The organism is Micromonospora sp. NPDC005174 (genome assembly GCF_040608495.1).
Classification (GTDB): Bacteria; Actinomycetota; Actinomycetes; order Mycobacteriales; family Micromonosporaceae; genus Micromonospora.
On record NZ_JBEXIJ010000012.1, the window covers coordinates 116,278 to 136,871 of the forward strand.

15 protein-coding genes are annotated in these 20,594 nt (G+C 74.0%); 9 read left to right on the forward strand and 6 right to left on the reverse strand.

Going from position 1 to position 20,594, the window contains the following annotated elements:
* Positions 1-11 precede the first annotated feature (11 nt).
* From ABZU91_RS16015 to ABZU91_RS16055, 9 genes are read left to right on the forward strand one after another with little or no spacing between them, the layout of a single operon-like run.
* Positions 12-1,400 carry an MFS transporter gene (locus tag ABZU91_RS16015; RefSeq protein ID WP_355240139.1) on the forward strand — a complete coding sequence of 463 codons (1,389 nt, stop codon included), beginning with the start codon at positions 12-14 and terminating at the stop codon, positions 1,398-1,400.
* Complete coding sequence (locus ABZU91_RS16020) at positions 1,397-1,627, forward strand: acyl carrier protein (RefSeq protein WP_355240142.1); 231 nt, start codon at positions 1,397-1,399, stop codon at positions 1,625-1,627. The genes ABZU91_RS16015 and ABZU91_RS16020 overlap by 4 nt, the downstream gene beginning before the upstream one ends.
* Positions 1,624-3,276, forward strand: a complete 1,653-nt coding sequence (locus tag ABZU91_RS16025) for a hypothetical protein (protein ID WP_355240145.1) — start codon at positions 1,624-1,626, stop codon at positions 3,274-3,276. The genes ABZU91_RS16020 and ABZU91_RS16025 overlap by 4 nt, the downstream gene beginning before the upstream one ends.
* Positions 3,273-4,301, forward strand: coding sequence for a 3-oxoacyl-[acyl-carrier-protein] synthase III C-terminal domain-containing protein (locus ABZU91_RS16030; protein ID WP_355240147.1), 1,029 nt, complete (start codon positions 3,273-3,275; stop codon positions 4,299-4,301). The genes ABZU91_RS16025 and ABZU91_RS16030 overlap by 4 nt, the downstream gene beginning before the upstream one ends.
* 36 nt (positions 4,302-4,337) lie before the next feature.
* On the forward strand, positions 4,338-6,218 hold the full coding sequence (locus tag ABZU91_RS16035) for an HAD-IIIC family phosphatase (protein WP_355240150.1): 1,881 nt from the start codon (positions 4,338-4,340) through the stop codon (positions 6,216-6,218).
* The gene (locus tag ABZU91_RS16040; RefSeq protein WP_355240153.1) at positions 6,211-6,459 is read left to right on the forward strand and encodes an acyl carrier protein; all 249 of its coding nucleotides are present in this window, start codon (positions 6,211-6,213) and stop codon (positions 6,457-6,459) included. The genes ABZU91_RS16035 and ABZU91_RS16040 overlap by 8 nt, the downstream gene beginning before the upstream one ends.
* A complete protein-coding gene (locus ABZU91_RS16045; RefSeq protein ID WP_355240156.1) occupies positions 6,456-7,394 on the forward strand; it encodes a thiamine pyrophosphate-dependent dehydrogenase E1 component subunit alpha in 939 nt (312 codons plus the stop codon). Before ABZU91_RS16040 ends, ABZU91_RS16045 begins: the two co-directional genes overlap by 4 nt.
* Entirely contained in the window at positions 7,387-8,400 is a 1,014-nt protein-coding gene (locus ABZU91_RS16050) for a transketolase C-terminal domain-containing protein (protein WP_355240159.1), read from the forward strand. The genes ABZU91_RS16045 and ABZU91_RS16050 overlap by 8 nt, the downstream gene beginning before the upstream one ends.
* Positions 8,390-9,595 carry a 2-oxo acid dehydrogenase subunit E2 gene (locus ABZU91_RS16055; RefSeq protein WP_355240162.1) on the forward strand — a complete coding sequence of 402 codons (1,206 nt, stop codon included), beginning with the start codon at positions 8,390-8,392 and terminating at the stop codon, positions 9,593-9,595. The genes ABZU91_RS16050 and ABZU91_RS16055 overlap by 11 nt, the downstream gene beginning before the upstream one ends.
* 20 nt (positions 9,596-9,615) lie before the next feature.
* Here ABZU91_RS16055 and ABZU91_RS16060 read toward each other — a convergent pair whose 3' ends face one another.
* The 6 genes from ABZU91_RS16060 to ABZU91_RS16085 all read right to left on the reverse strand — a co-directional run bounded on the left by ABZU91_RS16060 (position 9,616) and on the right by ABZU91_RS16085 (position 20,561).
* A complete protein-coding gene (locus tag ABZU91_RS16060; protein WP_355240165.1) occupies positions 9,616-10,842 on the reverse strand; it encodes an MFS transporter in 1,227 nt (408 codons plus the stop codon).
* A gap of 75 nt (positions 10,843-10,917) precedes the next feature.
* On the reverse strand, positions 10,918-11,397 hold the full coding sequence (locus ABZU91_RS16065; protein ID WP_355240168.1) for a hypothetical protein: 480 nt from the start codon (positions 11,395-11,397) through the stop codon (positions 10,918-10,920).
* Positions 11,398-11,529: 132 nt separating this feature from the next.
* Positions 11,530-11,721: an MbtH family NRPS accessory protein gene (locus ABZU91_RS16070; protein ID WP_355240171.1), complete on the reverse strand. Its 192-nt coding sequence runs from the start codon at positions 11,719-11,721 to the stop codon at positions 11,530-11,532.
* Positions 11,714-14,788, reverse strand: a complete 3,075-nt coding sequence (locus ABZU91_RS16075; RefSeq protein ID WP_355240174.1) for a type I polyketide synthase — start codon at positions 14,786-14,788, stop codon at positions 11,714-11,716. The genes ABZU91_RS16070 and ABZU91_RS16075 overlap by 8 nt, the downstream gene beginning before the upstream one ends.
* Entirely contained in the window at positions 14,785-18,072 is a 3,288-nt protein-coding gene (locus tag ABZU91_RS16080; RefSeq protein ID WP_355240177.1) for an amino acid adenylation domain-containing protein, read from the reverse strand. Before ABZU91_RS16080 ends, ABZU91_RS16075 begins: the two co-directional genes overlap by 4 nt.
* Positions 18,069-20,561 (reverse strand): amino acid adenylation domain-containing protein, encoded by a 2,493-nt coding sequence (locus ABZU91_RS16085; protein ID WP_355240180.1) that lies wholly within the window; start codon positions 20,559-20,561, stop codon positions 18,069-18,071. Before ABZU91_RS16085 ends, ABZU91_RS16080 begins: the two co-directional genes overlap by 4 nt.
* Positions 20,562-20,594 lie beyond the last annotated feature (33 nt).

Below are 20,594 nucleotides of genomic sequence, written 5' to 3' on the forward strand. Positions count from 1 at the left end.
GAGGAGACCCCATGGCGTTCCGACGCCCGTCCCGGTTCGCCGGGTTCACCACGATCTGGTTCGGCCAGCTGCTGTCGGCGCTCGGCACCCGGATGACCAACTTCGCCCTGAGCATCTGGGTGTGGGACGCCACCGGCCGGGCCTTCGACCTGACCATGCTGATGGCGTTCGCGTTCGGCGCGACAGTGATCTTCAGCCCGATCGCCGGCGCGCTCGTCGACAGGTGGGGACGGCGACTGACGATCGTGCTCAGCGACGTCGGTTCGGCCCTCACCACCGCCGTCGTCCTGCTGCTGTTCCTCAGCGGCTCGGTCGAGGTCTGGCACCTGTACCTGGTCAACCTGGTCACCGGTGCGTTCCTCGCGTTCCAGCTCCCGGCGTACCAGGCGACCATCACCGTGATGATGGAGAAGGGCCAGTACCCGAGGGCCAACGCGATGATGTTCGCGGTCCGGACCATCCCGGTGATCTTCGCCCCCGGCTTCGCCGCCGCCCTGCTGGGCTTCATGGACATCAAGGTCATCCTGTTCGTCGACGCGCTGTCGTACGTGGTGGCGATCGGGGCGGTGCTGCTGGTGCAGCTCCCACCCAGGCCCCGCTCGACCCAGCCGGACGAGGGCGGCTTCTGGTACGACACGTTCTACGGCTTCCGCTACATCCTGGCCAGCCGGGCGTTCACCGGGCTGGAAGCGATCATGTTCGCCATCAACGTGCTCGCCGCGGTCGGCTTCGCCCTGCTGGTGCCGCAGATCCTGGCCCGCACCGACAGCAGCACCAACGCGGTCGGCCTGGTGCAGACCATCGGCGCGGTGGGCGGTGTGGCCGGCGCGCTCCTGCTCGGACTGCTGCCCAACACCCGCCACAAGATCCGCCGGATGCTCATCGCCATCCTGGTCTTCAGCGTCCTCGGCCGGATCATCTACGGCGTCGGGGACAGCATCATCGTCTGGTCGGTCGCCCTGCTCTTCCTGCACCTGTCCATCCCCTTCATCGACGGGTACGCCCAGTCGGTGTGGCAGGAGAAGGTCGAGCCGTCACACCAGGGCCGGGTCTTCGCCGCCCGCCAGTTCATCGAGGACCTGGCGTACCCGGGCGGCACCGCCCTGGCCGGCATCGCCGCGGACCGCTGGTTCGAGCCGATGATGCGCGAGGGCGGCCCGGGCGTGCCGTACTTCGGGTGGCTGGTCGGCAGTGGACCGGGCGCCGGGATGGGCCTCATCTTCGTGATCGTCGGCCTGTTCGGCATCGGCGTGGCGGCCGCCGGATTCGCCTCGCCGAGCATCCGCCGGATGGAGGTCGACCTTCCCGACTACGACGAGCCGACCGACCCGCCGGCCCCGCTGCCGTCGCCCTCGGGCACCGAGGAGCTGACCGACGACCGCGCGGTGGTGGCGAAGTGACGCTCACCGAGGTGGTGGCCGGGGTGCTGGACGTCGACCCGGCCGAGGTCACCGACGAGTCCGGACCGGAGACCATCGGCACCTGGACCAGCCTGCGCCACCTGCAACTGGTGGTGACCCTGGAGGAGGTCTACGGGCTCTCCTTCGCCTTCGACGAGATCCGCGACGTGCGCAGCGTCGGCGAGCTGCGGACCGTGCTGCGGGCCAAGGGCACGGAGACCCCATGAGCGCCGTCCTGTTCAGCCGACGCACCCGCTGGCAGGCGCTCACCCGCCAGCGGCCGGCCCCGGCGCTGCGCGTCGCGCTGTTGGCCAGCTACACGGTGGACCCGCTGGTGCCGTACCTGGGTCTGGACCTGCACGAGCGCGGTCTGCCCGCCACGCTCACCGTCGGCCCGTTCCAGCAGGTCGTGCAGCAGTGCCTGGCAACCGACGGGTTCCTCGCCGACGTCCGACCGGACGTGCTGGTCGTGGCGCAGCGCCTGGAGGAGGCCGGCGACCCCGGCGCGGCCGGCGACGCGTGGACGGCGGAGCTGCTGGCCGGGGCCGAGGCGGCCGTCACCGCCGCACGGCGACACGGCGCCCTGCTGGTGTACGTCCTGCCGGCCGTTCCCGCCGCCCGCCCGGGCGGGCCGGCCGACGCGATGCGGGCCGACGGGGTGGCCGCTAGCGCCACCGTCGTACGGCAACGCCTGCGCGACCGGCTGGCCGGTGACCCGTGGGTGCTGCTCGTCGACGCCGACGAGGCGGTACGCGCCGTCGGCGACGAGCGGGCGTACCACCCGGTGCTGTTCCGCCTCGCGAAGGTGCCGTACACCGAGGAGGTCTTCGCGCGGCTCGGCGCGACCGCCGCCACGCTGGTGGCCCTCTGGTTCGGCGCGGCCTGCCGGGCGCTTGTCGTCGACGGTGACGGGTTGACCGGCGCGGCGCACCTGCTGCCGGCGCTGCGCGAGCTGCGCGCCGCCGGTGTACGCGTGGCGCTGCGCGCCACCGGCGACGGGTGCTGGTCGAACGGCGACGCCGTCGACCTGTTGAGCGTGCTGGACGGCTGGGTCACCGACGCGCGCCCGATCGACGAGCAGCTCGCGGAGATCGCCGCCGAACTGGGCGTCGTCCCGGCCCAGGTCGTCCTGGCCGGCGTCGGCGCGGCCCAGCTCGGCCCGGCCGGCGACGGGCCGGCGGCCGAGGGGCCCGCCTTCGGGGGGCCGGCGCGACGCGTACCGCTCGGGGCCGACCCGGGGGCCTGGTCGGACGAGCTGCGGGCGGCCGGGCTGACCGACCGGCTGCCGGAGCAGCGGTGGAGCGGCGGCCCGGCCCGGTCGGCCGACGCGCCGCATGCCGAACTGTCCCTGGACGACTTCGTGGCCGGCCTGGACGTCCAGGTCGACTACCTCCCGGTGGTCGCGGACGACGTCGCCGAGGTCGCCGAAGTGGTCGCCCGGGCGCACGACTTCGCGCTGACGTCGGCCCCACCGGCCGCCGCGTTGGCCGAGCGGGCCGCCGACCTGCTGGCGATCCGGGTCCGCGACCGGCTGGGCGACTACGGCACGTCGGGTCTCGTGGCGCTGGACCGTACCGCCGACCGCTGGACCGTCGACGTCTTCTCGCTCTCGTGCCCCGTGCTGGGCAAGGGCGTCGAGGCGGCCGTACTGCGGGAGGTGACCCGGCGGGCCGGGGAGGCTGGCGCGGGTGAGGTGGTCGTCGCCTGGACCGACACGGGCCGCAACGGCACGGCCCGACGGTTCCTGTCCGAGGTGGACGGTGTCCTGCCCGCTGATGTCCGGGTCCGGTTGCATGCCACCCGCACCGACGCGGGCGACGAGCCGCCGCGCACCGCCGCCGCGCCGACGGAGCACACGGCGGGGGTACGGCGGTGAGCGCGCCGCCGGTCGACGTCGGGGTGGCCGCCCTGGCCCACGTCCTCGGCGAGCCCGTCGACGTGGCGGCGGCCGCGGCCGCGTACACGAAGGATCTGGACCGTCTGCGGTCCTGGGAGTACCGGACGTTCCACCGGGCCGGCCCCGGCGTCGGGGTGACCGACCTGGCGGTGGTGGCCGGCGGCACGGCGCTGGACCGGGCCGGGTTGCGCGCCGCCGACGTGGACCTCGTGGTGCTGGCCATCCCCGATGTGGCCGAATACCTCTACTGGGACCCGGCCGCACACACCCAGGCCCGCCTCGGTGCCCATCGGGCCGAGGCGGTGCTCCTCAACCAGGCGTGCGGCGGCGGGGTCGCCGCCTTCGACACGGTGGCCGGGCGGTTCGCCACCCACCCCGGGTACCGGACCGCGCTGGTGATCGGCGCGAACCGGGTGTGCGAGCCGTACTGGAACCGCATGGAGGTCAACACCAGCGTCTTCTCCGACGGCGCTGCGGCGGCGGTGCTGGTACGCGACCACGACCGGTGCCGCTGGCTGACCACCGAGACGATCACCGACGGCCGGTACGCGGGCTTCATGCGGATGCCCGCCGGTGGCGCGGCCCAGCCGTTCACGCCGGACAGCGGCACACCCCGCGTCGGTGACCCGGCGGACCGGCTCAACGAGTTCTTCGCCGGGGACGTCCGGCGGATGTTCCGGTTCGTCGCGACCATCCGGGAGCGCAACCGGCAGGTGGTGGAGACGGCCTGCGGGCGGGCCGGCGTCACGCTGGCCGACGTCCGCCGGTTCGTGCACTTCCACGACAACGCCCGACAGTTCGCCGAGCTGGCCAAGGACCTCGGCGTGGAGCTGGAACGGACGAACGTCGAGCTGGCCCTCGCACACGGCCACGTCGGTTGCGCGGACCAGCTCATCGCTCTGGAGCACCACCTCGACACCGGCGAGCTGACCGCCGGGGACCTGGTCGCCCTGACCAGCACCGGCAGCGGCATGCACTGGGTCTGCACCCTGCTGCGGGTCTGACCGGCCGCACCCCAACCACGGGAAGGAACACCGACCATGAGAGTCGAGGAGGTCCTGCACCGGATTCGCCGGCTGCGCCGAGGAGACGCGGCCGCCGACCCGGAGCTGGCGCCCGGCCTGGTCCACCTGGACGACGCGGCGGTCACCACCGTCGCGTCCGCCGGCCGACTGCTCGCCGACGTACCCGCCGACAAGCTGGCCAGCCCCGACTTCCCACTCCGCCCGCTGCGGGTCGCGGTCACCGGCACGTTCACGCCGGGCACGCTGGAACCGCTGCTGCGGGTGGCGCTCCTGCGGATCGGCATCGCCGCCGAGATCCACGTCTCCGGCTTCGACCAGCTCGTGCTCGACCTCAGCGACCCGGCCTCGACGGTGGCCGAGTTCCGGCCGGACGTCACGCTGTGCCTGCTGCACGACGGCTGGTTCCTGCCCGCCGAGTGGGACCCCGGCGACCTCGCCGGCCTCGCCGACGTACTGCGCGAGCGGACCGGCGTGCTCACCGCCGCGCTACGCGGATACGCCGCGCGCGGCGACGGCGCGGTGCTGCTGCACACCGTGCCGCTGTCCCCGCTGGAGCACCGCGGCCTGGTCAGCTTCCGGGGTCGGGCCGAGCTGGGCCGCGTCTGGCGGGAGCTGAACGCCCGGCTCCTGGAGCTGGGCGAGCGCAACACGACGTACACCCTGGACTTGGAGACGCTGCTGGTCGACCACGACGGCCCGGTGCGCGACGAGCGCCTGTACCGGTTCGCCAGCATGGCGTGGACGCCGTCGGTGGAGCGCCGGTACGCCCACGAGGCGGCCTCGTTCTGCCGCGCGGTCCTCGGCCGGACGGCGAAGGTGCTCGCGCTGGACCTGGACAACACCCTCTGGGCGGGCGTGCTCGGCGACGACGGGCTCACCGGCATCCGGCTCGGCACCGACTACCCGGGCAACTGCCACCGGGACGTGCAACGTCGCGCCCTGGCGCTGCGCCGGCAGGGCGTCCTGCTCGCGGTGTGCAGCAAGAACGACCCCGACCTGGTGAGCGAGGCGTTCGCGCAGCACCCGGACCTGCTGCTACGCGCCGACGACTTCGTCGCGCAGGCGGTGAACTGGGGACGCAAGGACGAGAACCTGCGCCAGCTCTCCACCGGCCTCAACCTGGGTCTGGACGCCGTCGTGTTCGCCGACGACAGCCCGTTCGAGTGCGAGCTGGTACGCCGCGAGCTGCCGAGCGTACGGGTGGTGGAGCTGGCCGGCGACCCGGCGGGCTTCTCCACCAGGCTGCTCACCGAGGGGCACTTCACCGTGCTGGCCACCGGCGTCACCGACCGGGAACGCACCGAGCTGTACCGGGCCCGCGCCGGGCGGGAACGCTTCGCCGCCACGTTCGACACCGCTGCCGACTACCTGCACGAGCTGAAGTTGCGCGTCAGCGTCCGGGACGTCGACGCGCACAGCCTGCCCCGGGTCGCGCAGCTCGGGCTGCGGACCAACCAGTTCACGATGGCCGAACGGGCGCACACCGAGGCGCAGACGCGAGCGCGCGCGGACTCCCCCGACCACCTGGTGCTCACCGTCGAGGTGGCCGACCGGTTCGGCGCCGAAGGGCTGGTGGGCGGCCTGTGGCTGGACCGGACCGACCCGGACGCCTGGGTGATCGAGAACTTCGTGCTGAGCTGCCGGGTCTTCTCCCGGGGCGTCGAGCAGGCCGCGCTGCACCGGGTGGCCGAGCTGGCCCACTCCGCCGGAGCGTCCCGCCTGGAGGCGCTGTTCCGGCCCACCGCCCGCAACAAGCCCGGCGGCGCCGTGTGGCCGTCCGCCGGTTTCACCGTGGCGTCCGTCGAGGACGGCACCACCCGGCACGTGCTGCCGCTGCATCCCCCGCCCCGGCTCCTGCCGGCGTGGATCGCCCTGGAGGGAGACATCCGTGCCTGACCTGTTCACCACCGTCGCGGGCCTCATCGAGCAGGTCGCGGACGTACCGGCCGAGGAGATCGCGCCCGACGTCCGGTTCGCGTCGCTGTCCAACTGGACCAGCCTGGAGGCGCTGCGCCTGCTCTCCGCGCTGGAGGACGACCTCGGCGTACGGCTGGACCTGCGGGCGTACCTGGCGGTGACCGCCGTCGGCGAGCTGGTCGACCTGGTCGCCGCCGAACGGGACGGGGCGACACGGTGACCGCCACCCGCACCGAGGCGGCACCGATCGCGCCGACCCGGCTCACCGACGCCGACCTGGACCTGCTGCTGCTGATCCGGCACTTCGAGCTGGCGTTGCTGGACATGTTCGGTCGGGGCGAACTGCACGGCACCACGCACACCTGCCTGGGGCAGGAGTACGTGCCGGTGGCCTTGCGCCCGCTGCTCGACGACGGCGACTTCGTGTTCAGCAACCACCGGGGTCACGGCCACTACCTGGCCCGGTTCGACGACCCGCACGGCCTGCTCGCCGAGGTGATGGGCCGCGAGGGGGCGGTGTGCCACGGCGTCGGCGGCAGCCAGCACATCCTGCGGGACCGCTACCTGTCGACCGGGGTGCAGGGCGAGAGCGTGCCGGTGGCCGCCGGGGTGGCGCTGCACCTCAAACGCACCGAGCCGGGCCGGTTGGCGCTGGTCTACCTGGGCGACGGCACGTGGGGCGAGGGCGCCGTCTACGAGGCGCTGAACATGGCCGCGCTGTGGGGTCTGCCGCTGGTGCTGGTGGTGGAGAACAACGGCATCGCCCAGTCCACGCCGACCACCGCGCAGCTCGCCGGCAGCATCGGCGGCCGGGCCCGCGCCTTCGGGGTGGACCACCTGCGGATCACCTCCACCGACACCGAGGTCGTCCGGGCCGCGCTGACGCCGGCGCTGGGCCGGGTCCGCGAGCGGTCCACGCCCCACGTGGTGGAACTGCTCACCCACCGGGTCGGGCCGCACAGCAAGGGCGACGACAGTCGCCGCCCCGAGGAGATCGCGCACGCGCGGGCGCACGACTGGTACGTCCGCTACGCGCAGGCGTACCCGGAGCAGTTCGAGGCGCACGACAAGCGGCAACGGGCGTACGTGGCGCAGGTGGTCGCCGACGTCGCCGGCCGACCGGCGAGCCGTTGGACGGAGGAGAACCGTGGCTGAGCGGGTGGTGGAGAACCTCAACCAGGCGCTGCACGCGCTGCTGACCGACGATCCCGCGCTGACCGTGCTCGGGGAGGACCTCGTCGACCCGTACGGCGGGGCGTTCAAGGTGACCCGGGGGCTGTCCGAGCGCTGGCCCGAGCGGGTGCTGTCCACCCCGCTGAGCGAGGGCGGGATCGTCGGCGTGGCCGGCGGGCTGGCGCTGGCCGGGCAGAGCGCGATCGTCGAGATCATGTTCAGTGACTTCGTGGCGCTGGCGTTCGACCAGATCCTCAACTTCGCCAGCAAGTCCACCGCCATGTACGGCCGCCGGGTGCCGATGCGGCTCGTGGTGCGCTGCCCCAGCGGCGGCAACCGGGGGTACGGCCCGACGCACAGCCAGAGCCCGCTGAAGCACTTCATCGGCATCCCCGGCCTGAGCGTGCACGAGGTGTCGCCGTTCCACGACAACCGGACGGTCCTCGCCGGCATGCTCGCCACCGGCCGACCGGGACTGCTCTTCGAGGACAAGGTCCTCTACACCACCCGGATGTACGCCGACGGTGTGGTGGACGAACTGTTCCGCTACGACCTGATCGGCCCCGACGCCGACGTCGCCCGGGTCCGGGTGGACGAGGAGGAACAGGCCGACTGCGTGCTCGTCGTACCCGGTGGGCTGGCCGCCCGGGCCGTGTCGGTGGCCCGGGAGCTGCTGCTGCGCGACGACATCGTCTGCCAGGTGCTGGTGCCGTCGCGGCTCTGGCCGCTGGACGTGGACACCCTGCTGCCGCCGATCGCGCGGGCCGGACGGGTGGTGGTGGCCGAGGAGAGCACCGCCGGTGGCACCTGGGGCGCGGAGCTGGCGCAGGCCGTGCACCGGCGGCTCTGGGGATCGCTGCGCGCGCCCGTACGCCTCGTGCACTCCGCGGACAGCGTCATCCCGACCGCCGCGCATCTCGAACGCACCGTGCTGGTGCAGGACACCGACATCCACCAGGCCGTGAAGGAGGTCGTCCGTGGTGACTGACCTGGTCGTCCCCAAGCTCAACAACAACGACACGACGTACGTCCTGCTCGACTGGCTGGCCGAGGACGGCGAGCAGGTACGCGCCGGGGAACCGATCGCCGAGGTGGAGACCTCCAAGGCGGCCGAGGAACTGCTCAGCGACGGCGACGGCGTGCTGCACCGGCTCGTCGAGGTCAACCAGGAGTGCGCTCCCGGTGACGTCATCGGTCGCGTCTTCGAGAACGAGCAGGCCCGGCAGCGGTTCCTCGCCGAGGCGGTCACGCTGGCCGCCTCGACGCCCGACGTGCGGCCCGGGGGGCCTGTCCTCACCGACTCGGCCCGGGAACTGGCGGCGGCGCACGGCCTCGGCGACGACGAGTTGCGGGGGCTCGGCAAGTCGGTCGTGCGACGTACCGATGTGGAACGCCTGCTGGCCGACCGGTCGGCGGCGCCCATGGCCGCGACCGAGCCGGTGGTGGTGGCCGCGGCCGCCGCGCTGGCCGCCGGCGACGGCCCGGAGCCCGACGACCCGCGCCCGGTGCACGCGCTCTCCCGCGCCCAGCGCGCGGTGGCCGCCGTGGTCACCGAGTCGCACCGGGAGGTGCCGGCGGCGCTCGCCGTCGTCAAGGTCCGGGCCGACGCCGCCCTCGCGGTGGCCCGGCAGCTCACCCGCGCCACCCGCACCCTTGTCGGTCTGCCGGAGCTGCTGGTCAAGGTCATCGGCGGGTCGCGCGAGGACCACCCGTTGCTCTTCGCCGCACCCGGCGACGGCAGCAGCGTACGTCTGGCCGAGGCGGCGCACGTCGGCGTCACCATCGACGTCGGCACGGGCCTGTTCATCCCGGTGGTCCGCGACGTGGAGGAGCTGACCTGCGCGGAGATCGCCGAGACGCTGATGGATTTCCGCACCCGGGCCGGCGGCGAGGGCTTCCGGGCCGCCGAGCTGGCCGGCGGGACCATCGTCGTGTCCCTGCACACCGACCCCGACGTGGTGCTGGCCGGGCCGATCGTCTTTCCCGGGCAGACCTGCGTGGTGGCGATCGGCGGCACCCAGGACGAGCTGGCGCTGGACGCGGACGGTCAGGTGGTGAGCCGGCGGTTCGTCAACCTCAGCGCCGTCTACGACCACCGGATCGTCAACGGGCGGGAGGCGGTCGCCTTCCTACAGGCCGTGAAGGCCGCGCTGGAGTCCCCCGACCACCTCGCCGAGGAGTGACGCATCGGTCGGACCGAGCCTCAACCGCTCACGGACCGCTGTCTGCTGTGATCGTTGGCGGCTGAGCAGCGGTGTGGCCGGTGTGTCGTGTTGCTGAGCCGCCAAGGATCACGAGCGAAGGCGGTCGCGGCGATCGCGCAGAGGGCGGCGGCGGCGAGCAGGGGTGGGCGACCGCCCAGGCGCACGGCGGCGGAGCCGAGAGGGATCGCCACGACGAGCGGGCCGAACAGGGCGGTGTTGGCCGTCGCGGCGACCCGGCCGAGCAGCGCCGCCGGGGTGTGTGTCTGCACGGCGGTGACCGCCGCGACCAGGGTCCACGGCAGCCCGACGCCGGCGACGACCGCACCCGCAATCGTGCCCTGCCACCAGGGCAGACACCGTGCGAGGCAACCCGCGGCGAACAGCAGCGTTCCGGCGACGCCCACGGCGACGGGCCCCCGTCGGGTGAGCAGCCGGCCGACGACGAGTCCACCCAGGATGGAGCCGGCACCCTGGGCGCTGGCCAGCACTCCCAGGAAGGTCGTCGGCAGGCGCAGGTCCGTGACCACGATCGCGTAGACGGCGGCGGTCACGAACCCGGACATGGCGATCGACACTCCGGCCAGCAGGACCGGCACGCGGATGGTCCGCTGTCCGGCCAGGACCGCCACTCCGGTACGGAGCCCGTGGTCCGGCCTCGCCGGGCGCTCGGTTGGCGTCCTGTTCAGGCGGACCGCCAGGTAGAGGACGGCGACGAGAATCGGCATCGCCGCGCTCAGCACGGCGACCGCGTGGCCGCCGTGCCAGGCGTAGAGGCCCGCGCCGGCCAGCGGCGCGACGAGTTTCATGCCCTCCTGGGCGCTGGAACGCCACCCGTTGACGGCGCCGAGTTCCGCCGCCGACAGCGCCGACGGCAGCAGCGCGGTCTCCCCCGCGTCGATGAGCGCGTAGCTGACACCGTAGGCGCACGAGACGGCGAAGACGAGCCAGGTCTGCCCCGGCCCACGGACGGCGAAAAGTGTCAGCAGCGCGGCGGCCAGGGCGAGGTTGACGGCGAGCACCAGTGGCCGCCGAGGCGCCCGGTCGAGTAGGGCGCCGAGCCACGGGCCCGCCAGCACCGGGGCGTACACGCAGAGCCCGGTGAGCGCCGCGACGCCGGTCGAGCCGGTGAGGTCGAGGACCCAGAGGCCGGCGACCAACGCCATGGCGCCGCTCCCGAAACCGGACAGCAGCGAGATCGCCACGAACAGACAGGCGTTGCGCCGCATGGACCCTCCAGGTTGAGCCGAGTCGACTCACATCCTGTTGGTTGAGCCGCAGTCAGGCAATGCCGTCAGCGGATGTCAATGCTGCGTTGACAACGCGGTCTCCATCGTCGCCGCCGCCGCCCGCACCGGCGGCGGCAGCCGGTCGCCCGCATCGTCGAGGTCGGTACGCAGGTGCAGGGCCAGCGCGTAGAGCGAACCCGGGTCGGCGTCCAGAGCCGCGTCGACAGTGCTCCGCACGAGTGTCGCCCGACGGAATCGGGAGTCCCACCGCCGGTCCGTCGCGATCCAACGCCCCAACTCGGCCACCGCGGCTCGTAGCGCCGTGATCTGCGGGTCGTAACCCCGGTCCAGGTCCTGCCGCCGTGCACGTCGCGCCACGGCCAGGCGTTGCCGGCGCTGCTCGGCGGCCTGCCGGGTGCCGAGGCCCAGCGCCGTCGCGATCTGCGCCCAGGTCGCCCCGTCGTGGCGCGCCCGGTCGATCAGCTCGGCCTCCCGCTCGTCCAGGTGCTGGCGAGCGGCACGCACCTCGGCCAAGCCGACCAACGGCGTCGTCATCGTGTCAACATTACATTGACAGCTAGCCGCTGCGCGCGTCGACCGGCTTCCCGAGGTCGCGCGGGAGGGTGCGGTGGGCCACACCGTCCTGCCGGACCACCGACCTCTCCCGGCAGGACGGTGACCGGCCGTTCAGCCGGCCGCGAGGTGGTCGCGGACGCTGCGGGGGCGCATGTCGGTCCAGGTGCGCGTCACGAAGTCCAGGCACTCCTCGCGGCTGCCGGCGCAGCCGGCGTTCCGCCAGCCGTCCGGCACCTCCTTGTGCCGGGGCCACAGGGCGTACTGCTCCTCGTCGTTGACCACCACGCGGTGCTCGTCAGCCATCTGTCTGTCCTTCCTCGTGTCGGGCCAGGTGCAGCTCGCGGGCGAGACTCTCCGGGGACATCGCCCGGATCTCCGCGAGCAGGTCGGTGAGGTCGTCGTCCGGTGCGGGCGCGGCGGGTCGGACCAGCGCCGCGACGGTCCGCGCCAGGGCGGCGGGGGTGGGTGACTCGAAGATCGCGCCGGGTGGCAGGTCGACGCCGAACGTGTCGCGCAGTCGCGCCACCACCCGGGTGCCGAGCAGCGAGTGGCCGCCCAGCTCGAAGAAGTCGTCGTCGGGGCCGATCTCGTCCACCCCGAGCAGGTCCACCCAGATCCGCCGCACCACCTCGTACGGCTCGTCGGTCGGCGCGGTGACGACGTCCGGTGCGGTGGGTGGCGGCGCGGCGGTGTCCGGCGCGGTCGCGTCCACGACGACCCGATCCGGCCGGTACGCGTCGACCCAGTGCCGCTCGCCGGCGAACGGGTACGTGGGCAGGGGCACCCGCCGTCGCCCGGCGGGCCAGTCGACGGGCGCCCCGGCGAGCCAGAGCCGGCCGACGGCCAGCGCGACCGCGTCGTCCTCTCCCGACGGGGTGCGGTCGACGGGCAGGCTGGTCACCACGGGCGCCTTACGGGCCGCCTCGTGCTGGCGGACGAGGGTGGCCAGGGTGCGTCCCGGACCGACCTCCAGCAGCGCGTACCGCTCGCCGAGCAGCAGGTCGGCGGCCGCGGTGAAGTTCACCGGGCGACGGAGCTGCCGCAGCCAGTAGTCGGGATCGGTGGCCTCGTCGTCGGTCAGCCAGCGTCCGGTCACATTGGACACGACCGGGATGCTGGGCGGGCGCAGTGGGATCTCACGCAGGTGCGCGGCGAAGCCGGCCAGGGCGGGCTCCATCATGGCCGAGTGGAACGCGTGCGAGGTGCGGACCTCCCGACAGGCCACCCCGCGCCCGCGCAGGTCGGCGGCGAACGCGACGACGGCGGCCGTCGCCCCGGAGACCGTGGTGAGGCGCGGCGCGTTGAGTGCGGCCACCTCCACGCCGTCGGGCAGCAGCGCCGTAACCTCGTCGACGCCGAGGGCCACCGAGAGCATCGAGCCGGGGGCCTGCGCCTGCATGAGCCGGCCGCGTACGGCCACGGTGGCGAGCGCGTCCGGCAGCGTGAGGACGCCGGCCAGGCAGGCGGCGACGTACTCGCCGAGGCTGTGCCCCGCCAGCGCGGCCGGACGTACGCCACGGTGGCGCAGCAGCTCGGCCAGGGCGTACTCGACGGCGAACAGGGCCGGCTGGGTGAGCCGGGTCTCGTCCAGCTCGGGTGCGGCGGGGACCGCCTCGCCGGGCGGGCAGAGCAGCGTCCGCAGGTCCACGTCGAGGTGGGGGCGCAGCAGGTCGGCGCACCTGTCGAAGGCAGCCCGGTAGACCGGTTCGGTGCAGTACAAGGTGCGACCCATCCCCGCGTACTGTGCGCCCTGGCCGGGGAAGAGCAGCGCCACCCCGGCCGGCGTACCGGTGGCGACGCCCGTGCGGACCAGCGACGAGTCGCGGTCGGCGAGCCGGGCGGCGGCGGTCCGGGCGTCGGGTGCGACGGCGACCAGGCGGTGGCCGAACGCCCGTCGCGTGCGGGCCAGGGTGTACGCGACGTCGGCCAGCGGCACGTCCGGGTTCGCGTCCAGGTGGGTGGCGAGCTGGGCGCGGGCGCGGTCGAGCGCGTCGGCGTCGCGGGCGGAGAGCACCAGCACGTGCGCGGACCGCTCGTCGTCCGGGGCACGATCCTCCGGTTCGACCGCCTGGAGCACGACGTGGGCGTTGGTGCCCCCGATGCCGAAGGAGCTGACCGCCGCGCGCGGCGGCGCGCCCAGATCCGGCCAGGGCTGCGGCGTGGTGGGTACCCGGAACGGTCCGCCGGCCAGCTCGGGGTGCGGCTCGGTGCAGTACGGGCTGGGCGGCACCACCCGGTGGTGCAGCGCCAGCGTGGCCTTGATCAGCCCGGTCACGCCGGCGGCGACGTCGAGGTGACCGACTATCGACTTGACCGAGCCGAGCGCACACCGGCCCCCGTCGGCGCCCCGGCCCCCGTCGGCGCTGTGGAACGCCTCGGTCAGGGCGCGCAGCTCGATCTGGTCGCCCAGCTCGGTGCCGGTGCCGTGCGCCTCGACGTACCCGATGGTGGTGGGGTCGACCTCGGCCACCTCCTGGGCGGCGCGGATCGCGGCCACCTGACCGTCCACGCCGGGCGCGGTGAAGCCGACCTTCACCCGGCCGTCGTTGTTGATGGCGGAACCGCGGATGACCGCGTACACCGTGTCTCCGTCGTCGCGGGCGTCCGCCAGCCGGCGCAGGACGACCGCGGCGGCGCCGTCGCCTCCCACGGTGCCGGTGGCGCGGACGTCGAACGGCCGGCAGTGCCCGTCGCGGGACATGATGCCGCCGGCCTCGTGGCGGTAGCCGGTACCGGCGGGCAACAGGACGTGCGCCGCGCCGGCGAGCGCGACGTCACACTCGCGGGAGAGCAACGCCTGTGCGGCGAGGTGTACGGCGACCAGCGACGACGAGCACGCCGTCTGCACCGCGACGGCGGGCCCACGCAGGTCCAGGTGGTACGCGACCCGGGTGGGCAGCGAGTCCTTGTCGTTGGCGAGCAGCAGCTCGTATTCGGAGACCGAGTCGAGTCGCGGGTTGCGGAACAGGTGGTGCAGCAGGTAGCCGCTGGCCGCCGCGGCGGCGTACACGCCGACCAGTCGGCCGGGGTCCCCGGCGAGGTGACCGGCGCGTTCCAGGGCGGTCCACGCCATGTGGAGGAAGAGCCGCTGCTGCGGGTCGAGCAGCCGCGCGTCGCGGGGCGAGTAGCCGAAGAAGCCGGCGTCGAAGCGGTCGACCTCCGGTAGCGCCCCGTGCGCCGGCACGTGGTCGGGGTGCCTCCGCTCCTGCACGCTCAGCCCGGCGGCGGCCAGTTCGGCGTCGGTGAACCGGGTGATGGTCTCCTGTCCGGCGAGGACCCGCCGCCACAGTTCGTCGACGTCGGCCGCGCCGGGAAAGCGACCGGCCATCCCGACGATGGCGATCTCGAGTCCGGTCTCCTGGTCGGTCACGCTCGTCCCTCCCCCGCCGGCACCGGGCGGGCCCGGCGGGCCCGGTCGGCAAGTGCCTGCTTGCGTTCGTCTCGTCGGCGACCGCCACCCGTCGCCGCCGTCGGCGCGGCCGCGCCGTCGAGAAAGCGGGCCAGCAGCGCGACGGTCGGGTAGCGGAACAGCTCCACCGCTGGCACCGGTCGACCCAGTCGGTCGGCGAGTCGGGTCTGCACCCTCGCCAGCAGCAGTGACGTGCCGCCGAGGTCGAAGAAGTTGTCGTCCGCCCCGATGTCGTCGAGCCCGAGAACCTGTCGCCAGGTGTCGGCGATGGCCCGTTCGGTGGCACCGTCGGGTGCCACGTACGCGGCGCCGAGGTCGGCGCGGGCCACGGTGGGGGCGGGCAGGCGGGACGGGTCGAGTTTGCCGCTGGACGTGACCGGCAGGTCGGGCACCACCACGAAGGCGCTCGGCACGAGATAGCGGGGCAGACGCCGCAGCAGGCTCTGGCGCAGCTCGTCCACCGCCAAGCTGTCGCCGACGAGGTAGCCGACCAGCCGCCGACCGCCGGGCGAGTCGGTTCGCACCACGGCGGCGGCCCGGCGCACACCCGGGCACTGCCGCAGGTGGGCCTCCACCTCGCCCAGCTCGATCCGGTAACCGTTGATCTTGACCTGGTTGTCCGCCCGGCCGAGGAAGACCAGTTGCCCGTCGGCACGCCAGCGGACCAGGTCACCCGTGGCGTACATCCGCGCTCCCGGCGTCGGCGCGTACGGGTCCGGGACGAAGCGCCCGGCGGTGAGCGCCGGGTCCCCGTGGTAGCCGCGGGCCACTCCGACGCCGCCGAGGTGCAGCTCGCCGGGGACCCCGGGGGGCACCGGCCGCAACTCGGTGTCGAGGACGTAGGCGCGTACCCCGGTCAGCGGCCGGCCGATCGGCAACTCGCTCTCCACGGGTGCGCAGTGGGCGGCGGTGGCGGTGACGGTGGCCTCGGTCGGGCCGTACCCGTTGATCAGGAGCCGGCCGCGCGACCAGGCGGCGGCGACGTCCGGCGCGCACGGTTCCCCACCGACGGTGAGGATCCGCAGGTCGGGCACGGCTGCGGGGTCCAGCGCGTCGAGGACCACCGGCGGCAGGTCGGCGACCGTGACGCGGTGCCGGGTGAGCGCGGTGGCCAGGTCGGGGCCGGGCGTGCGCTCGTCCGGGCCGAGCAGCCGCAGGGTGGCCCCCGCGGTGAGCGCGGTGACCACATCGGACAGCGCCACGTCGAAGCTGATCGAGTGGAACTGCAGGACCCGGTCACCGGCCTGGACGCCGACCAGCCGGGCCTGCGCCTCGGCGAGGTTGGCCAGCCCGCGGTGGGTGCCGACGACGCCCTTGGGCAGCCCGGTCGAACCGGACGTGTAGATCAGGTAGGCGGCGGAGTCCGGATGAACGGCCACCGAGGGCGGGGCCTCGTCGTGCGGCGCGGCGTCGTCGAGATGCAGCAGCGGCACGGCGGTGGCGGGGAGCGCGAGCTGCGCGTCGGCCGTGGTGACCACCAGCGCGGCGGCGGAGTCCGCGAGCAGGTGCGCCAACCGGGCCGCCGGTAGCTGCGGGTCCAGGGGCAGATAGACACCACCCGCCCGGAGTACGGCGAGGAAGGTGATCACCCAGTCCGGGCCGGCCGGCAGGCAGACGCCGACTGTCGTCTCGGCCCGCACGCCCCGGGCGGCCAGGACTCGGGCCAGTGCGTCGGCCCGCGCGTCCAGGTCCCGGTAGGTCACGGCCTGATCGCGGTACGCCAGGGCGACGGCGTCCGGGGCCACCGCGGCCTGGCGGGCGACCAACTCATCCAGGGTCGGCTGGTCGGGTGGCGCGGACGCGGTGGCGGCCCAGCGGTCCACCAGGTCCCGGCCGGCGTCCTGGTCCAGCAGCGGCAGTCGGTCCACCGGGGTGTCCGGGTTGGCGAGCGCGGCCATGAGCAGGGTGTCGAGCTGGTCGGCGAGCGCGCGGGCGGTGGACTCGTCGAAGAGCCTCATCCGGTACTCGATCCGCCCGTCGATGCGTCCCTCGTGGGCGATGACTGTCAGCGTGAGGTCGAACATGGACGTGCCGGTGTGCGTCTCGCCGCTGGTCAGCACGGTCACTCCGGGCAGCGTCAGCCGCTGTTCCCAGCCGTCCTCGACGGCGAACATGACCTGGGCGAGGGGGTGCCGTCCGGGGTCGCGGACCGGGCGCAGATCCTGCACGAGGGCGTCGAACGGCACCGGGTCGGTCAGCGCGGTCAGCGCCGAGTCCCGCAGCCGGTCCAGCAGGGCGGCGAAGGTCAGTCCGCCGTCGACCCGACTGCGCAGCACCAGCGTGTTGACGAAGAAGCCGACGGCGGTCTCGCTGTCGAGGGTCTGCCGGTTCGCCACCGGGGTGGCGATGAGCAGGTCCGGCTGTTGGCTGCGACGGTGCAGCAACGCCGCCCAGGCCGCCGCGAAGATCATGTACGGGGTGGCGCCGGTACGCCGTTGCGCCTCGGCGACCCGCTCGGCCAGCTCCGGCGGCCAGGAGAACTCGATCTCGTGTCCGGCGTCCTCCAGCTCCGCCGGGCGGGGCCGGTCGGTGGGCAGGTCGAGGCCGGGCGGCGCGCCGGTCAGCGCGTCGCGCCACCAGTCCAGTCGCCGGGCCAGCTCGGCCGGGCCGAGCAGCCGGTCCTGGGCCAGCGCGGCCGGCACGTCCCGGGGCACCGCCGGCAACGCCACCGGACGTCCCTCGTGCAGGGCCGCGTACGCCGTCGACAGCTCCTCGAAGAGCAGGCCCATGCTCCAGCCGTCGCAGACGACGTGGTGCAGGCTGAGCAGCAGCGAGAAGTCGGTCGGGCCGGTGCGGCACAGGGTGGCCCGCACCAGTGGCCCCCGGGCGAGATCGAACGGGCGTACCGCCTCGGCGGCGGCGTACTCGTCGAGCCGGTCCGGCGCGACGTCCTCGACGGTCAACGGCAGGCCGGTCGGCGGCAGGACCATCTGGTACGACTGACCGTCCAGCGGCACGAACACCGTTCGCAGCGCCTCGTGCCGCGCCACGATCTCGTCGAGCGCGCCACGCAACGCGGCCACGTCCAGCTCGCCGCGCAGGTCCACCCGGTACGGCACGTGGTAGGCGGGGCTGTCCGGGCGGAGCTGGGCCAGCAGCAGCATCCACTCCTGGGCGGCGGTGAGCGGGTGGATGCCGTACCGGTCGCCGTCGGCGCGGATCGCGGCGAGGAACGCCCGCCTCCGCTCGGGTGGCAGGGCGTCCACGCGCTGGCGCACCTGCTCGGGGATGCGGACGCCGCTCATCGGGCGATGCCCTGTTCGAGCTGGTCGAGCAGGCCCGCGAGGTCGGCTGCGGGTGGCCCGTCCAGCGCGACCGGTTCGGCCGGCTCGACGGGCTCGACCGGCGCGCCACCGATCTCGTCCAGCGCGGCGGCCAGCCCGGCCACGCTCGGGTGGTCGAAGATCAGTCGCAAGGGCACCTCCGCGCCGAGCGCGGCGGTGAGCCGGGAGCGGACCCGGGTCGCCTTGAGGGACCGCCCACCGAGGTCGAAGAAGTCGTCGGCGCGGCGACGCACCGGTACACCGAGGACGTCCTGCCAGATCTCGGCCACCACCCGTTCGGTGGCCGTACGCGGGCCGTCGTCGTCGCCCGTCTCGGCGGCTTCGGGGGCCGGCAGGGCCGGCACATCCACCTTGCCGTTGCGGTTGAGCGGCAGCCGGGGCAGCACCACGAACACGGCCGGCACGAGATGGTCGGGCAGCTGCTCGCGGGCCCGTTCCCGGACCTCCTCGACGCGTACGCCCTCGTCGGGCACGACGTACGCGACGAGTCGGGCGTCCCCGGCGGCGTCGCGGTCGGCGCGCACGATCGCGTCGCGCAGCAGCCCGCCACCGCGCAGCGCCTCGGTCACCTCGCCCGGCTCGACGCGGTAGCCACGGATCTTGACCTGGTGGTCGGATCGGCCGACGAACTCGACCAACCCGTCGGGGCGCTGCCGGACCACGTCTCCGGTGCGGTAGAGCCGGCCCCCGGTGCGGGGTCCGAACGGGTCGGGCACGAACGTCTCGGCTGTCGCGTCGGGGCGGCCGAGGTAGCCGCGGGCCACCCCGTCCCCGCCGACGAACAGCTCACCGAGCACGCCGGGTGGCACCGGTTGCAGGAGTGTGTCCAGCACGTACACCCGGGTGTTGGCGACCGGGCCGCCGATCGGCACGATCGGGTCCGCGGCGGTGAGTCGGGCGCAGTCGTACGTCGTGCTGTAGGTGGTGGCCTCGGTCGGGCCGTACCCGTTGACGAGCGTCGTGTCCGGGCAGGCCGCGCGGATCCGGTCCACGGCGACCCGGTCGGCCTGTTCGCCGCCGAAGGTCAGGTAGCGCAGCGCGGCCAGGGCGTCCGGCGCCTCGGTCGCCACCTGCCGCGCGACGGAGGTGGCGAGGAACATCATGGTGACGCCGGTGTCGCGCAGCCGGGCGCGGAGCCGGTCCGGCACGATCACGTCGTTGATGTCCAGGTCCACGAGGCAGGCGCCGTTGAGCAGCGCGCCCCACACCTCCAGGGTGGCCGCGTCGAACGACATCGTCGCGGCCTGCCCCATCACGTCGTCGGGGCGTACGTCGATGAAACTGGTGTCGCGGACCAGCCGGACGATGTTGCGATGGCTGACGCCGGTGCCCTTGGGACGGCCGGTGGAGCCCGACGTGTACATGACGTACGCGAGCTGGTCGGGGTGGACCGGCACCGCCGGAGGCGCCGCCGGGCCGTCCTCGACGGGCAGCCGGTCCACGGCGATGCGGGGCGTGCCGTCGTCCGGCAGCCGATCGGCCAGCGCGGCGGCGTGCAGGACGACGCCGGGCTCGGCGTCCTGGCACATGAGCGCCAGCCGCTCGGGCGGGTAACCGGGGTCCAGCGGCAGGTAGGCGGCCCCGACCCTGAGCGTCGCCAGGGCGGCGATCACCCAGGCGGTGGTGTCGGCGAGGCAGATCCCGACGAGCGTCTCCGCGCCGATCCCGAGCCGGAGCAGACGCCCGGCGAGGTGGTTGGCGCGCCGGTCCACCTCGGCGTAGTCGAGCGTCTGGTCGCCGTCGCGCAGCGCCGGCGCGTCCGGGGTGCGACGGGTCCACTCGGCGAACAGGTCGGTCACCGACGAGTCGCGTGGATAGTGGGTGTCGGTGGCGTTCCAGTCGCGCACCACCCGCCGTTCGGTGGCCGGGTCGAGCAACGGCAGGTCGGACAGGCGCGCCGTGGGTCGTTCCCGCGCCCGGTCGAGCAGGACGGCGAGCGCCGCCGCGACCAACGGCGCGTGCGGATGCGCACCCACCGTTGCCGTCGACCGTTCGCCGCTGTGGTCGACCAGCAGCCGCAGGACGCCCCGATTACCGGACGGCATCCGATCGGGTCCAATCGACACCACCGGCCGATAGTCGGGAACCGTTTCGGGCAATTCCCCGTCGTGCTCGCGGGCCTCGCGCAGCGCCGTTCGGACCAGGTCCCGCAGCTCGATCCAGGTGGGATCCTCGGGCAACCGGACACGGATCGGCAGCCAGCGCGCGGCGCCGGTGGGCGCGGCGGGCGTCTCGGCGAGCAGATCTCGGCCGCCGGTCCAGCGGCGCAGCAGCGCGAACAGCCCCGCCAACGCGCTGACCTGCGGCTCGACGTCGTCACCCAGGTCGGTGTGGGCGTGGGCGGCCGGGTCGGTCGTCGGGGTGAAGGGCAGGTCCGGCGGCTCCGGGAGGGCGGTGAGCTGCCGTTCCCAGAAGGTGGAAAGGGCAGGAAGAATTGTCTGTTCGGTCATCGGATCTCAGCTCCGATCGGCGGGTGACACGCA

Coding starts and splice junctions, on each gene's coding strand:
- ABZU91_RS16065 (WP_355240168.1), bottom strand. CDS start 11,397: ATGACGACGCCGTTGGTCGGCTTGGCCGAGGTGCGTGCCGCTCGCCAG.
- ABZU91_RS16015 (WP_355240139.1), top strand. CDS start 12: ATGGCGTTCCGACGCCCGTCCCGGTTCGCCGGGTTCACCACGATCTGG.
- ABZU91_RS16080 (WP_355240177.1), bottom strand. CDS start 18,072: ATGAGCGGCGTCCGCATCCCCGAGCAGGTGCGCCAGCGCGTGGACGCC.
- ABZU91_RS16060 (WP_355240165.1), bottom strand. CDS start 10,842: ATGCGGCGCAACGCCTGTCTGTTCGTGGCGATCTCGCTGCTGTCCGGT.
- ABZU91_RS16070 (WP_355240171.1), bottom strand. CDS start 11,721: ATGGCTGACGAGCACCGCGTGGTGGTCAACGACGAGGAGCAGTACGCC.
- ABZU91_RS16025 (WP_355240145.1), top strand. CDS start 1,624: ATGAGCGCCGTCCTGTTCAGCCGACGCACCCGCTGGCAGGCGCTCACC.
- ABZU91_RS16085 (WP_355240180.1), bottom strand. CDS start 20,561: ATGACCGAACAGACAATTCTTCCTGCCCTTTCCACCTTCTGGGAACGG.
- ABZU91_RS16035 (WP_355240150.1), top strand. CDS start 4,338: ATGAGAGTCGAGGAGGTCCTGCACCGGATTCGCCGGCTGCGCCGAGGA.